At 71.3% G+C, this 14,243-nt stretch carries 12 protein-coding genes; 8 read left to right on the top strand and 4 right to left on the bottom strand.

The genetic code is table 11. From position 1 onward, the window contains the following. Positions 1–14: 14 nt before the first annotated feature. The 3 genes from O1Q96_RS13185 to O1Q96_RS13175 are packed head-to-tail and all read left to right on the top strand — an operon-like array spanning position 15 to position 3,041. Positions 15–1,007 carry an ATP-binding cassette domain-containing protein gene (locus O1Q96_RS13185; RefSeq protein ID WP_269248355.1) on the top strand — a complete coding sequence of 331 codons (993 nt, stop codon included), beginning with the start codon at positions 15–17 and terminating at the stop codon, positions 1,005–1,007. Then, entirely contained in the window at positions 1,004–1,786 is a 783-nt protein-coding gene (locus tag O1Q96_RS13180) for an ABC transporter permease (RefSeq protein WP_269248354.1), read from the top strand. The genes O1Q96_RS13185 and O1Q96_RS13180 overlap by 4 nt, the downstream gene beginning before the upstream one ends. Positions 1,787–1,832: 46 nt before the next feature. Beyond that, a complete protein-coding gene (locus O1Q96_RS13175; RefSeq protein ID WP_419586816.1) occupies positions 1,833–3,041 on the top strand; it encodes a CaiB/BaiF CoA transferase family protein in 1,209 nt (402 codons plus the stop codon). Between the two features lie 56 nt (positions 3,042–3,097). On the opposite strand, the gene O1Q96_RS13170 is transcribed toward O1Q96_RS13175, so the two are convergent. From O1Q96_RS13170 to O1Q96_RS13160, 3 genes are all read right to left on the bottom strand, one after another. Further along, entirely contained in the window at positions 3,098–3,367 is a 270-nt protein-coding gene (locus O1Q96_RS13170) for a hypothetical protein (protein WP_200399247.1), read from the bottom strand. Between the two features lie 115 nt (positions 3,368–3,482). Then, positions 3,483–4,289, bottom strand: a complete 807-nt coding sequence (locus O1Q96_RS13165) for an anti-sigma factor (RefSeq protein ID WP_269253584.1) — start codon at positions 4,287–4,289, stop codon at positions 3,483–3,485. Then, positions 4,289–4,831: a sigma-70 family RNA polymerase sigma factor gene (locus O1Q96_RS13160; RefSeq protein ID WP_217459331.1), complete on the bottom strand. Its 543-nt coding sequence runs from the start codon at positions 4,829–4,831 to the stop codon at positions 4,289–4,291. Before O1Q96_RS13160 ends, O1Q96_RS13165 begins: the two co-directional genes overlap by 1 nt. 257 nt (positions 4,832–5,088) lie before the next feature. On the opposite strand from O1Q96_RS13160, the gene O1Q96_RS13155 reads away from it, so the two are divergent. The 4 genes from O1Q96_RS13155 (at position 5,089) to O1Q96_RS13140 (ending at position 11,654) form a co-directional block, all read left to right on the top strand. Next, entirely contained in the window at positions 5,089–6,630 is a 1,542-nt protein-coding gene (locus tag O1Q96_RS13155; protein ID WP_269248352.1) for a DUF4331 domain-containing protein, read from the top strand. A 109-nt stretch (positions 6,631–6,739) separates the two neighbouring features. Further along, complete coding sequence (locus tag O1Q96_RS13150) at positions 6,740–8,209, top strand: tetratricopeptide repeat protein (RefSeq protein ID WP_269248351.1); 1,470 nt, start codon at positions 6,740–6,742, stop codon at positions 8,207–8,209. Beyond that, positions 8,206–9,930 (top strand): urease accessory protein UreH domain-containing protein, encoded by a 1,725-nt coding sequence (locus O1Q96_RS13145; RefSeq protein WP_269248350.1) that lies wholly within the window; start codon positions 8,206–8,208, stop codon positions 9,928–9,930. The genes O1Q96_RS13150 and O1Q96_RS13145 overlap by 4 nt, the downstream gene beginning before the upstream one ends. 44 nt (positions 9,931–9,974) lie before the next feature. Further along, positions 9,975–11,654, top strand: coding sequence for a serine/threonine-protein kinase (locus O1Q96_RS13140; protein WP_269248349.1), 1,680 nt, complete (start codon positions 9,975–9,977; stop codon positions 11,652–11,654). Here O1Q96_RS13140 and O1Q96_RS13135 read toward each other — a convergent pair. Then, complete coding sequence (locus O1Q96_RS13135; protein ID WP_269248348.1) at positions 11,638–12,447, bottom strand: SGNH/GDSL hydrolase family protein; 810 nt, start codon at positions 12,445–12,447, stop codon at positions 11,638–11,640. The two genes, O1Q96_RS13140 and O1Q96_RS13135, sit on opposite strands and share 17 nt — an antisense overlap. Positions 12,448–12,762: 315 nt before the next feature. On the opposite strand from O1Q96_RS13135, the gene O1Q96_RS13130 reads away from it, so the two are divergent. Continuing rightward, positions 12,763–13,971, top strand: coding sequence for a S8 family peptidase (locus O1Q96_RS13130; protein ID WP_269248347.1), 1,209 nt, complete (start codon positions 12,763–12,765; stop codon positions 13,969–13,971). Positions 13,972–14,243: the final 272 nt, after the last annotated feature.

Raw genomic sequence — 14,243 nt, 5'->3', positions numbered from 1 at the left:
GCTATGGTCAACCCATGACTACTACGTACGGTGTACTTAGTGAGGGTCTGGAGAAGCGCTTCGGGGAGGTCCACGCCCTTCGGGGGCTGGATCTCGCGGTGGCCGAGGGAACCGTCTGCGGGCTGCTGGGCTCCAACGGCGCGGGAAAGACAACGGCGGTCCGGCTCCTCACCACCCTGCTGCGGCCCGACGCCGGTTCCGCCCGGGTCGCGGGGCACGATCTCGTCCGCGAACCGGACGCCGTGCGCCGCGCGATCGGCGTCACCGGGCAGTACGCCTCGGTCGACGGCGACCTCACGGGGCGGGAGAACCTGCGGCTGTTCGCGAGGCTTCGCCGCCTGCCGAGGGCGGCCGGCCGGGCCGAGGAACTGCTCGACCGCTTCGAGCTCACCGACGCGGCGCACCGCCCCGCCTCGACCTACTCCGGCGGCATGCGACGCCGCCTGGACCTGGCCGCGAGCCTGATCACCCGGCCCGCGGTGCTGTTCCTCGACGAGCCGACGACGGGACTCGACCCGCACAGCCGCAACCAGATCTGGGAGACCGTGCGGGCCCTGAAGTCCGAGGGCACGACCGTCCTGCTCACCACCCAGTACCTGGAGGAGGCGGACCAGCTCGCCGACGACATCGTGCTCGTGGACCGGGGCCGAGCCGCGCACTCGGGGACGCCCGCGGAACTCAAGGCGCTCATCGGCTCGTACGCGGAGGCGGTCGTCGCCCACCCGGACGCGATGGCCGGCGCGGCGGCCGTGCTGGACCAACTGTCCGGCTCCGCACCGGACTTCGACCAGGAGCGGCGGGCCGTCGGCGTGGTCACCACCGACCCGACGCTCACCCTCCCCCGACTCGTGCGCGAACTCGACGCCGCCGGAGTGCCGTTGCTCGACGTGAGCCTGCGCCCGCCGACGCTCGACGACGTCTTCCTCCGCCTGACCGAAGGCGTGACCGCAGGCCGGACCGACGGCCGGACCGACGGCCGGACCGACCACAAGGAGCTTGTGACATGAGCACGTTGGCGTACGACGGAACGGCGATGCTGGGCCGCCAGCTGCGGCTGATCCGGCACAACCCGGGCCTGCTGATCCTCACCCAGACCATGCCGATCACCATGCTGCTGTTCTTCGGCTACGTCTTCGGCAGCGCGCTGGCGATGCCCGGCGAGGAGTACCGGGCCTTCCTGGTACCGGGGTTGCTGGTCGCGACGGCCGCCAACGGCATCATGACCGGCATGTTCCAGGCGGCGCAGGACTCGCACCGGGGCGTCACGGACCGCTTCCGTACGCTGCCGATGAGCAGGGCGGCGGTACCGCTCGGGCAGGCGGCGGCCGACCTGGTCGTCACGGCCGCGGGCCTGGTGCCGTTCCTGCTCGTGGGGCTCGCGGTGGGGTGGCGGGTGGAGGGTTCCGCGCCGGCCGCGGCGGGTGCCGTGGGGCTGCTGCTGCTCTTCCGGTTCGCGACCACGTGGATCGGGATCCTGCTGGGGCTCCTCTCGCAGAGCGAGGAGGCGGCCGGTCAGCTCGGCGGCGCGACGTTCATCCTGCCGCTGCTGTCGAACGCGTACATCCCGACGGACAACCTGCCCCAATGGCTGCGCACGCTCGCCGAGTGGAACCCGATCAGCGCGGTGTCCACGGCCCTGCGGGACCTGTTCGGCAACGCGCCGGTACCGTCCGACGGCGCCTGGCCGGTGACGCACCCCGTCGCGGGTTCGCTGGCCTGGTGCGCGGTCCTCATCGCGGTGTTCATGCCGCTCGCCGTCCGCCGGTACGCCCACGGCCGCCGCTGAGCCGAGGACCGGGCTCCCTGCATGACAAAGCCCCTGCGCACGGGACATGATCCCCCGCATGGAGCCGCTTCCCCTGCCCCTCGAGGGCATCACCGTCGTCGCCGTCGAGCAGGCCGTCGCCGCGCCCTTCGCCACCCGGCAACTCGCCGACCTCGGGGCCCGCGTCATCAAGGTCGAGCGTCTCGACGGCGGCGACTTCGCGCGCGGTTACGACACCGCGGCCGCCGGTCTCGCCTCGCACTTCGTGTGGTGCAACCGCGGCAAGGAGTCCGTCGCCCTCGACCTCAAGGACCCGCGCGGCCTCGACGTGGTGCGCCGACTCGTGGCGGGCGCCGACGTCTTCGTGCAGAACCTCGCCCAGGGCGCCGCCGCGCGGCTCGGCCTGGACGCGGCGACGCTGTGCGCGGCCGACCCGCGGCTGATCGCCGTGGACATCTCGGGTTACGGGGCCTCGGGCCCGTACGCCGGCAAGCGTGCGTACGACATGCTCGTGCAGTGCGAGGCGGGGCTGGTGTCCGTGACGGGGACGGCTGACCAACCGGTGAAGGCGGGGATCCCGGCGGCCGACATCGCGGCGGCCATGTACGCGTTCTCGGGGGTGCTGGCGGCCCTGGTGCGGCGCGGTACGACGGGGCGCGGCGGGCCGGTGGAGGTGTCGATGCTGGAGGCGCTGGCCGAGTGGATGGGGCATCCGCTGCACCACACGATGCACGGCGGCGCTCCTCCGGCGCGCACGGGCCTCGCGCACGCCGTCATCGCTCCGTACGACGCCTATCCGACGGCGGACGGCGGGCGGGTGCTGCTGTCGGTGCAGAACGACCGGGAGTGGCGGCGGCTGGCCGAACAGGTACTCAAGCGGCCGGAGTTGGCGCACGATCCGGCGTACGCGACGAATGCGGCCCGGGTCGAACACCGGGAGCACACCGACGAGTCGGTCGGCCGGGCACTGGTGGGTCTCGACACGGACGAGGCCGTGGCACGCCTGGAGGCGGCCGGGATCGCCTGCGCACGCCTGCGGAACGTAAGGGAAGTGGCGGAACATCCACAGCTGGCGGCGAGGGACCGCTGGCGGGAGGTGGAGTCGCCGGTCGGGCCGCTGAGGGCTCTGCTGCCGCCGATCACGCTGCCGGGCGGGGACGCGGCGAGGATGGGGCCCGTACCCGCGCTCGGGGAGCACACCGAGGCGCTGCTGCGTGCCGTGGGGATGACGGACGATGAGATCGCAGCACTGCGCCGGGACGGTGTGGCCGCCTGAGCACGGGTCGGGGTCCTGCTCGGATTCGGCCGCCCTTCAGCGACCGGGGCCGCCTGTCAGCGGCCGCCGAACAGGGAACGGCGCAGCCGGCGCAGCGGTGCGAAGAGCGAGACCCGCCTCACTCGCGCGCCCCTGCCGGTGCGGTCGTGCGCGGTGTCACGTGCGGTGAGCTCGCGCATCAGGTCCGTCGCCTCGGCCGCTTCGCGCTGAGGGATGGCGGGGCCACCCATCACCGAAAGATGACGGTCGAGGCGCGAACTGGTCGCGCTGCTTCCACACGTGATCGCAGGGACTCGCGCCCTGCCACGCACTGTTATCTGTTCCATGTCACTCCCCACCCATACGAGGGCACCCGGCCCGGGCAGGTTAACCCTATCGCTCCCTCATCACACTCGTGTATCCCGGGCACGGGATTCACCTACCCGGTAAGGGCGTTGACGATTACTCTCCGAATCCAAGCGATTCCAGGGCGAGTTGGACAACCGGTGCGGTTGTGGGCTGCGGAGAACCGCCCGACGGCTCGACGGTGACAGCGAGTGAGGTCGCGTCCGTGTTGAGTCCGGTGGCAATCAAGGGCGTGTCGCCGTCGAGGAGCCCCAGAGAACGCGGTTTCCCCTCTGGTCTCATGAGCCACAGTTGGTGAACCCTCTGGTTCGAAGGCGTACCGAGACCGGCCGACGTCACCACGGCGGTGCGCTGCGACGCGGACGCGACGACGCCGATGCCGTGACCGGTCGCGTCCCGTCCGGCGCCCGCGCGGGCGTCCGGCGCGGCGAGAACGTGTGCGATCTCACTCGCCTGTGCCCGCTCCTGGTCCAGCTGATCCTGTGTACGGGACGCCTGCATGCCGAAGAGGGCGGCGACGACGAGTGCGGCGGCCGCCGTCGTGGAGGCGAGCGGGACGAAGAACGGCGAGAAGCCGGAGCGACGGGCGCGCGACGGCGGCTGCACGGTCCGCATGCCCGGCAGCGGCTGTGCGGTGCGCACCGGGGGCGCCTGCCCCGCGACGTGTTCCTGGGGTGTGTTCCGGACGGCCATGAGGACCCGGTCGCGCATCGCGGCGGGCGGCGGGGCAGCTGTGGACCAGGCGAGGCGGACCGCGTCCTCGCGCAGGGCGCGCACCTCGGCGGCGCAGCTGTCGCATCGTCTCAGGTGCTTCTCGAACCGTTTGTGCTCGTGGGCTTCCAGGGCGTCGAGGGCGTACGGGGCGGCCAGCGAGTGCAGTTCGCTCCGCCGGAAGAGGGTGATCATGCGACACCTCCCAGGCAGTCGCGCAACCGCGTGAGTCCGTCGCGCATTCGCGTCTTGACCGTGCCGAGCGGCAGGGAGAGCCGTTCGGCCACTTCACGGTACGTGTAGCCGTCGTAGTAGGCGAGTGTGACGGACTGTCGTTGTAAGGCGGTGAGCCGGTCCAGGCAGCGGCGCACCCATTCACGTTCGAGGCCGGCCTCGACCTCCTCGGCGACCTGGTCGAAGGCCGGGCCGTTCGCCCGCCGGGCCATGCGCAGTTCGCGCTCCCCGGCGGCGCGGGCACTGCGGACCCGGTCGACCGCCCTGCGGTGCGCGAGGGTCAGGACCCAGGCGAGTGCGCTGCCACGGCCGGGATCGTAGCGCCCGGCGGAGCGCCAGAGCTCGAGGAGTACCTCCTGCGCCACTTCCTCCGACTGGGCCGGGTCCCGCACCACCCGGCGTACCAGGCCGAACACCGGCCCGGACACGAGGGCGTACAGATCCTCGAAGGCCTTCTGGTCGCCTCCGGCCACGAGCACCAGAAGTTCGTCCGCCTCCACCCGTTTCCCCCTCTCGGCCTTGAACGGCCTGACTCATCCTCACGTATTCGGCGCAGGAACGCCTTCGGATGGGGTTACGGATCAACAGCTCGAAAACGCGGGTGAATCCCGAACCAATCCTTCCGCCCACCCGCTCCGAATGGCGTGCATCAGGCAACACCGACCGACGCGGCACGAGCGCGTGAGCGGACCACTCGAGAGGTCGCTTCCGCGGACATCACCGCCGGGACACAGTTTTGGGACAGAGGACGGACGGCATGACACCTTTCACCAGCGGGTTCGTGGGACGCAGGAGCCTTGCGACCCTTGTCTGCGGTGCGCTGGCCACCGGCGGGCTCGCGGCCGTCGGCGTGACCGCGCTCCAACCGGGTACGGCAAGCGCCTCCAGCCACCGGGAGGCTCCGCTCATCTCGGGGCAGCCGCAGTTCGACAACACGGACGTGTACGCCTTCGTAAGCCCCGACAAACCGGACACGACCACGCTGGTCGCGAACTGGATCCCGTTCGAGGAACCGGCCGGAGGGCCGAACTTCTTCACGTTCGCCGAGGACGCCCAGTACGACCTGCACATCGACAGCAACGGCGACGCGCAGGGCGATCTGGTCTTCCGCTACACGTTCGAGACGCACGTCAAGAACGACAAGACCTTCCTGTACAACACGGGTCCGGTGGAGAGTCTCGACGACCCGGACCTCAACATCACGCAGACCTATGACATCGAGCTGCTGCAGCTCGAGGGCGAGCACCTGGCCAAGAGGACGACGTACGCGGACGACGTACCGGTCGCGCCGTCGAACGTCGGCAAGGCGTCGATGCCGGACTACGCCAAGCTCCGCCAGCAGGCCGTGCACGAACTCCCGGGCGGGGCGACGACGTTCGCCGGCCAGGCCGACGACCCGTTCTTCCTCGACCTGCGTGTCTTCGACCTGCTGTACGGCGGGAACCTGTCCGAGGTGGGCAACGACACGCTCAAGGAATACAACGTCAACTCCGTCGCCCTGCAGCTGCCGACCGACCTGATCCGGGAGTCGGCCGAGCAGCCGGTCATCGGTGTCTGGTCGACGACGCAGCGCAAGAGCGCGAGCGGCGAGTACCGGCAGGTCTCGCGCCTCGGCATGCCGCTGGTGAACGAGGTCGTCAACCCGATCAAGGACAAGGACAAGTTCAACGCGTCCGAGCCCAAGGACGACGCGGACTTCCTGGAGAACGTGACCAACCCCGAGCTGCCGAAGCTCATCGAGGCGATCTACAAGATCCCGGCGCCCAAGGAGCCGAGGAACGACCTGGTCGACGTGTTCCTGAAGGGCGTGGAGGGTCTCAACCAGCCCCCGCACGTCACTCCTTCGGAGATGCTGCGCCTCAACACCTCGATCGAGCCGGCCGCCAAGGAGAAGCGTCTGGGCGTGCTGGACGGTGACAACGCGGGCTTCCCGAACGGCCGTCGCCTGAAGGACGACGTGCTGGACATCGCACTGCAGGTCGTCGAGGGCGAACTCGTGGGCGCCAAGAACGACTTGGGTGACGCGGTCAACAAGAACGACCAGAAGTTCGAGAAGGCGTTCCCCTACGTCGCGCTGCCGACCTCCGGCTCGCGCGGTCCGCTCGCCAAGGGCACGACGGGTACGAACGACGTGCGCAGCCAGCTCGGTGACGCGCTGCAGCCCGCGGGCTCCACGGGCGGTGTCGCCGGTATGGACGACACCACTTTGATCGCCGTCTCGGCGGGGTCGGGCGCGGCCGGGTTCCTGCTCGTCGGCACGGGTGTCCTGTGGTGGCGCAGCCGCCGTCGGGCCTACTGACGCGCACCCCTGACTGGCGCGGCCCGCGCGTATCCGTCCCCCACGGCGCACGGGCCGCGCCGCCCAGTACGTGAACCACCGCTTCCACCAAGGTGATTGAGGAGAGGGCATGTCCCCGCGTAGGAACGACGACGCGCAGGAGAGGGATCTCGCCGACAAGGCCGGCGAGGACGCCGGCGCGACGGCCGAGGCACCCGGGGCTCCCGAGGAGGCCGGGCAGGAGGCCCCCGAGGGGCGCCGGGAGTCCGGGCGGCTCCGGGTGCTGCACCTCACGGCCTGCGCCGTCGCTCTCGCCGTCGCGATGACCGCGGGGGCCGTGGTGCTGGGCAGCGGGGACGACGACGGCATGCGTACGGTGTCGTCCGCGCCGGGTCTCGCGCCCGAGCTGCTGGCCACGGGGAGCCTGGCTTCCGGTATCTCCGCCCTGCAGACCCACCTCAAGGCACAGCCCAAGGACTACAACGGCTGGTCCACGCTGGGTGTCGCGTACATTGAGCAGGCCCGCACCAACGGCGATCCGTCCCGCTACCCGCAGGCGGAGCGCGCGCTGAAGCGCTCACTCGAACTGCGCCCCGGCAACGACCCGGCGCTCGCGGGCCGTTCGGCGCTGGCCGCGGCCCGCCACGACTTCCCGGGCGCACTGCGGTACGCGGAGAAGGCCCTCGACGAGAACGCCTTCAACGAGCGGGCGCTGTCGACCCGTATCGACGCCCTCGTCGAACTCGGCCGCTACGAGGACGCGTCCAAGGCCGCCGACCAGGCCGACACCCGCCGCCCGGGCATCCCCGTCTTCACCCGCTACGCCTACGTGCGGGAGCTGCGCGGTGACGTCGCCACGGCACGGCGGGTCCTGAAGCAGGCCCTCTCCAGTGCGTCGGCCCCCGGCGACATCGCGTACGTGGCGACGTCGCTCGGCCAACTCGCCTGGCGCGAGGGCGAGTACGGGACGGCTCTGAAGTACTACGCGCAGGCTCTGCGCGCCGACAAGGTCTACCTTCCGGCGCTGGAGGGCCGCGCCCGGGCGCAGGCCGCAAGCGGCGACCGGGCGGCGGCGATCCGTGGCATGGAGGACGTCGTGGCCCGCTTCCCGCTGCCGGGTCCGCTGGTCGTGCTGGGTGAGCTGTACGAGGCGCGCGACGGCGAGCAGGACCGGGCGAAGGCCCGCGACCAGTACGCCCTGGTGAACGCCTGGACGGCGCTGGCCCGGGCGAACGGCGTCAACGCCGATCTCGACACGGCCCTCGCGGCGGCGGACCACGGCGACCGCAAGGCCGCCCTGCGCGCCGCCCGCGCCGAGTGGGAACGCCGGCACACCGTCCACACCGCGGACGCCCTGGCGTGGGCCCTGCACGTCAACGGCCGTGACGACGAGGCCCTCCGCTACGCCCGGCGCGCCACCGCGACCGGCTACCGAGACGCCACCTTCCTCTACCACCGCGGCGTGATCGAACGCGCCACGGGTCACAGGAAGGAGGCCCGCGACAGCCTGTCGTCGGCCCTGAAGCTGAACCCCGGCTTCTCCCCGGTCGGCGCGAAGGCGGCCAAGAAGACGCTGACGGCGCTGGACGGTGCCGAATGAACGCCTCCGCCGCGGGCGGCCTCCGGTCCCGGCTCGCCCGGACGGTGTCCGTGCGCCGCCGGGCGTACGCGTCCTGCGTGGCCGTTCTCGTGGCGGCCTGCGCGCTCGTGCTGGTTCCTGCCGGGACGGCCGCGGCGCATCCGCTCGGGAACTTCACCGTCAACCGGTACGACGGTCTGGCCGTCGCTCCCGGGAAGCTGCGGGTTCTCCATGTGGAGGACCTGGCGGAGATCCCGGCGACCCAGGCCCAGCCCGACATCGACAAGGCGGGCATGGCGAGTTGGGCCCGCGAGCGGTGCGAGACGGCGGCGGGGAAGAGCCGGGTGAGCGTCGACGGCAAGGCCCGCGCGCTGACCGTCGGCGAGAGCCGTGCCCGGGTGCGGCCCGGACAGGCGGGACTCAAGACCCTGCGGGTGGAGTGCCGTTGGTCTGCCGCGCTGCCGAAGGCGAGCACGTCCGTGCGCTTCCGTGCCTCCGTGGACGACGGCCCGGGATGGCGTGAGGTCACGGCCCGCGGCGACCGGACGACGCTCACCTCCTCGGACGTGCCGAAGAAGTCCATCTCGAGTGAACTGACCGCGTATCCGGAGGAGTTGCTGTCGTCACCGGCGGACACGGCGACGGCTTCGCTGCGCGTCCGCCCCGGCGGGCCCGCACTCGTCGAGGAGAGTTCCGACGCTCCCGCTTCCTCCATCCTGCCGCGCGGCGCCGACCGCTTCACGCGCGCGCTGGACGACCTGGTGTCCCGCCAGGACCTGACGCTGGGCTTCGCCGCGCTGGCCCTGGGCATCGCCGTGCTGCTCGGCGCGATGCACGCCCTGGCGCCGGGCCACGGCAAGACGATCATGGCCGCCACCGCCGCGGCCCGCGGCGATGCCACCATGCGCGACGTCATGCCGCTCGCCATGTCCGTCACCGTCACCCACACGCTCGGCGTGATCGCCCTCGGCGTCCTCGTGACGGCCGGTTCGGCCGCCGCGCCCTCGGTGATCGCCTGGCTGGGCGTCACGAGCGGTGTCATCGTCACGGTGGCCGGCGCGGTCCTCGTACGACGGGCCTGGCGCCGGCGCGACCACGGGCACAGCCACTCCCACGGCCACGGCCACTCGCACGGGCCCCACGGTCATTCCCAGGGGCACTCACACGCCCACAGCCCCAGCCCTGTCCTCGCTCTCGCGCACGCGCAGGGTCACGAGGGCGGCCACAAGGGGACCCACGCGCCCGGAGGCGACCACGAACACGGTGACGAGCGGACGCACGCCCACACCGGCTCGCACACCCACGACGCTCCCCACACCCACGACGACGGACACCACCACCCGCACCCGCACCCGCACACCCACCCCCATCCGCACACCCACTCCCACTCCTCTTCTCTCAGGCTCAAGGACACCCTTCTCCTCGGCTTCGCCGGCGGCCTCGTCCCCAGCCCGTCCGCCGTCGTCGTGCTCGTCGGCGCCGCGGCGCTCGGCAAGGCGTGGTTCGGACTGCTGCTCGTGCTGGCCTTCGGGGCGGGACTCGCGCTCACCCTCACGGCGGCCGGGTTCGCCGTGGTCAAAGTGGGCAGCCGGGTCTCCAAGGCCATCGAGAACGGCGCCCGCTGGTCGGGCGGCCGGACCGCGGCCCTGCTCCGGCGGACCACGCCGATCGGATCCGCGTTCGTGGTGGTGGCCCTTGGGGCTGGATTGGTGTTCAAGGGGGCGGCAACCGCGCTCGGTTGAGCTACTTTTGTTCATAATCGTGCGGTTGCTGATGGGGGGCGCCCGTGTCCGAAGAGCCGGGCAGTGAACGAGTGATCGCGGGCCGCTACCGACTTCTCTCCCCGCTGGGCGAGGGCGGGATGGGGACGGTGTGGCGCGCCCGCGACGAGGTGCTGCACCGCGAGGTCGCCGTCAAGGAGGTGCGCGCCCCGGGCGGGCTGCCGGGCGCCGACGTCGAGCGGATGTACGCCCGGCTGGAGCGCGAGGCATGGGCGGCGGCCCGGGTCACCAACCGCAACGTGGTGACGGTCTACGACGTGGCGACGGAGGACGGCCGCCCGTGGATCGTGATGGAGCTGATCCGCGGGATCGCGCTGTCCGATCTTCTGGACGCCGAGGGCCCGTTGTCGCCGCAGCGTGCCGCCCACGTCGGTGCGGAGGTGCTCGCCGCGCTGCGGGCCGCACACGAGGCGGGCGTCCTGCACCGGGACGTCAAGCCCGGCAACGTACTGATGTCGAACGACGGCCGGGTGGTCCTCACCGACTTCGGTATCGCCACGGTCGAGGGCAGTTCGGCGCTCACCATGACCGGCGAGGTGATCGGCTCGCCCGAGTTCCTGGCACCCGAGCGGGCGCTGGGACGTACTCCGGGGCCCGAGTCCGACCTGTGGTCGCTCGGCGTGCTCCTCTACGCGGCGGTCGAGGGCAACTCGCCGTTCCGCCAGAACACCCCGCTCAGCACCCTGCGCGCGGTCGTCGACGAGGAGTTGCCGACTCCGCACCGGGCGGGTCCGCTCGCCCCGGTCATCGAGGGTCTGCTGCGCAAGGACCCGGCGGAGCGCATCCCGGCCGCGGACGCCGAACAGGACCTCCGTGTCGTCGCGGCGGGCGGCACCTCCCGTACGGGCACCACGTCCTACGCGCCGACGGCCGCGGCGTTCCCGCATCCGGCCTCGACCCCACCGGCCCCCGCTCCCGCGTACACGCCCGCCGCCCACTCCCCGCAGCACGCGCCGGCCGCGACGACGACGACCTCGGAGCCCGACCGTCCGCGGCGCGCCGTGATCGCGGTGATCGCGGGCCTGGCCGCTCTCGCGCTCGCGATCGCGGGTCTCACGTACGCCCTGGTCAACCGCGACAACGGGGACAACGGGGCCGGCGACTCCAACGGCGGGTCGACGAGCGGCGGATCGACGGGCGGCGGTGACAACGGCGGAAGCGGCACAGGCGGCTCCGACGGCGGCTCGACGACGGAGAGCTCCGGCACGAGCGGAACGAACGACGGCGGCTCGACCACCGGCGGCAAGCAATCCACTCCCGCGCCCACCCAGTCCGTGAAGGTGACGGTCTCGGGTTCGCACACCGACTACACCGGCGCCTGCCCGCCGCCCGAGGCGCAGGCTCCCACCTTCACGGCGACCTTCACGGTGGGCGTCGTGCCGGTGGACGTGGAATTCCGCTGGGTGACGGAGACCGGCGAGGTGTCCGACCCGAGCTGGAAGACCCTCTCGTTCCCCGAGGGCGGCGGGAGGTCGAAACAGAACACGGTGGTCCTGACGACGTACGACGCGTCCGGGACGTACGAGAACAAGGTGGGTGTGGAGGTCCGCAGCCCGGAGCAGCGGAAGTCGAACTCGGTTCCCTTCTCGGTCACCTGCGAGACGGAGACCCCGACGGGCGGGGCCTCCGGTTCCCCTTCTCCTCAGGCGCTGGCCCCCAACGGAGGGGTCAGGCCGCGGAGTTGAGGACGGGCAGGTAGCCGCCCGACTGGCCGGACGCGGTCGGGTGGTAGGACTCGCTGATGTTCAGCCACTTGACGCTGTGCAGCCAGGCGCTGCCGGAGCAGATCTCGTGGCCCGTGAAGGTGGGGCGTACGTCACCGAAGGTGAAGCCGTGGTCGGCGGCACGCTTGGCGATGGCACTGTCCAGGTAGTCGGCGGCGTTGTTGATGGCGGCCCGCTCCTTCTCGGAGAGACCGGTCAGGCAGCTGCCGCTGAGCTTGTAGAAGCGGGGGTAGCCGAGGACGACCACGTGGGCCGCCGGGGCCTTCGCGCTGATCGCCGAGTAGACCGAGTCGAGTTTGCCGGGCAGGGTCGAGTCGACGTACGCCTTCGCCGTGTTGATGCGGGCCACGCAGGCGCTCTCGGACTGCAGGACACAGGTCGTCATGACGTCGGAGAAGCCCGCGTCGTTGCCGCCGACCGAGATCGAGACGAGGCCCGTTCCGGAGCCGAGCGGGCCGAGCTGGTTGGCCAGGACATCACCCGTACGAGCGCCCGAGCAGGCCGTGAAACTGAACGACGAGGGTGAATGGGCGGCCGCCCAGAGGGCGGGGTAGGCCTTCGTGCTGCGCTTGCAGTCGCCGCTGGAGCCGATGTAGCTGCCCGCGCCGAGGCCGGAGGAGTAGGAGTCACCGAGGGCCACATAGCCCGTGGCGGCGGCTTGTTGGGACGCCTGCGCCGTCATTGCCCCGGTGAGGGTGAAGGCGGTGGCGAGGAGGAGCGAGGTCACGTATGCCGTAAGTCGGGAACGTCTCATGGAACCTCCCTTTAGCAGGATCTCTGCCATAACTTTCGTACCAGCTACGCATGTTGACAGGAAGTGTCCATGCCAAGACTTCTCCTGACCTACCGGGACCTCCGCCGGGCGTTCACGTCGCGTTCGATTGCGTGTTCATGACAGGCATGTGACAAACAGTCAACTCCCTTGAGCTACGCCCGTAGATCGATCACGCTGATGTCTCAACCGGTAGCGGAACGCAACGCTCCCGGTTGTGTGCGCGATCACGCGCGCACCCCCCACAGACGTGCGCCTCACCCAGGCGCACGCCGCCTATGAGGAGGACTCCCTCGCATGGCACAGCTGCGTAGCAAGAAGATCCGGATCGCCGCGATAACCTCCGTGGCGACCGCCGCCCTGCTCGGCGCCGTCACCGCGCTCCCCGCCCAGGCCGCACCGGCCGAGGGCCGGGTCCTGGCGGCGGGCTCCCCCACCGCCGTCAAGGACAGCTACATCGTCACGCTGAAGAAGGGCACGGACTTCAAGGCCTCGTCGGCCGAGGGCAAGAGCCTGATCAAGGAGTACGGCGGCACCGTCAGGAAGACGTTCGGCGCCGCGCTGAACGGCTACACGGCAACCCTGTCCGCGGCCGAGGCCAAGAGACTCGCCGCCGACCCGTCGGTGGCCGTCGTCGAGCAGAACCAGACGGTGCACGCGACCGACACCACCCAGTCCAGCGCCCCCTGGGGACTGGACCGCTCCGACCAGGCGTCACTGCCGCTCTCCGGCACGTACACCTACCCGGACTCGGCGGGCAGCGGTGTGACGGCGTACGTCATCGACACCGGCGTCCGCATCACGCACGCGCAGATCAGCGGCCGGGCGAGCTACGGCTACGACGCCGTGGACGGCGACACCACCGCCTCGGACGGCAACGGTCACGGCACGCACGTCGCCACGACCATCGCGGGCTCGACCTACGGCATCGCCAAGAAGGCGAAGATCGTGGCGGTCCGTGTGCTCGACAACGCGGGCTCCGGCACCACCGCGGGCGTCATCGCCGGCATCAACTGGGTGACCGCGAACCACAGCGGTCCCTCGGTCGCCAACATGTCGCTCGGCGGCGGCGCCTCCACCACGCTGGACAACGCGGTGGCGAACTCCATCGCGAGCGGCGTGACCTACGCGGTCGCGGCGGGCAACAGCAGCGCCAACGCCTCCTCGTACTCCCCGGCGCGCGTCGCCTCGGCGATCACGGTCGGCGCCACCACCAGCACGGACGCCAGGGCCAGCTACTCCAACTTCGGCTCGGTCCTGGACATCTTCGCGCCCGGTTCGTCGATCACGGCGGGCTGGTACACCAGCGACACCGCGACGAACACGATCTCCGGTACGTCGATGGCCACGCCGCACGTCGCGGGCGCGGCCGCCGTGTACCTCGCGGGCCACACCTTGGCCACCCCGGCCCAGGTCGCCACGGCCCTGATCAACGGCTCCACCACCGGCAAGGTGACCAGCCCGGGCACCGGCTCCCCGAACCGCCTCCTGAAGATCGTCCCGTAACCCGTGCGCGGTTCCCCGCGTCCCCGGGCCGGGGCGCGGGGAACCGTGCGGTCGTTCCGGAGGGCGGGGCCCCGCCCTCCGCGGCCGGACATCGGGGCCGCCCCCCTTCTTGACGCCCCCCACGACGCTGCGCCACATTGAAGCCCGGCATCCGGCGCGTCGGGGGGCAAAGTCGCCAATGCAGACCATAGGTACGAAGTCATCTTCATCAGACCCATCTCCACCAGGCGGCGACGGGCGCGGGGAGCGGGATCCGGGGAGGGACCTGCTGC

It is taken from the genome of Streptomyces aurantiacus (assembly GCF_027107535.1).
Classification (GTDB): Bacteria; Actinomycetota; Actinomycetes; order Streptomycetales; family Streptomycetaceae; genus Streptomyces.
The sequence above is the reverse complement of the archived record's forward strand: the minus strand, read 5'-3'. Positions and strand labels throughout refer to the sequence as shown.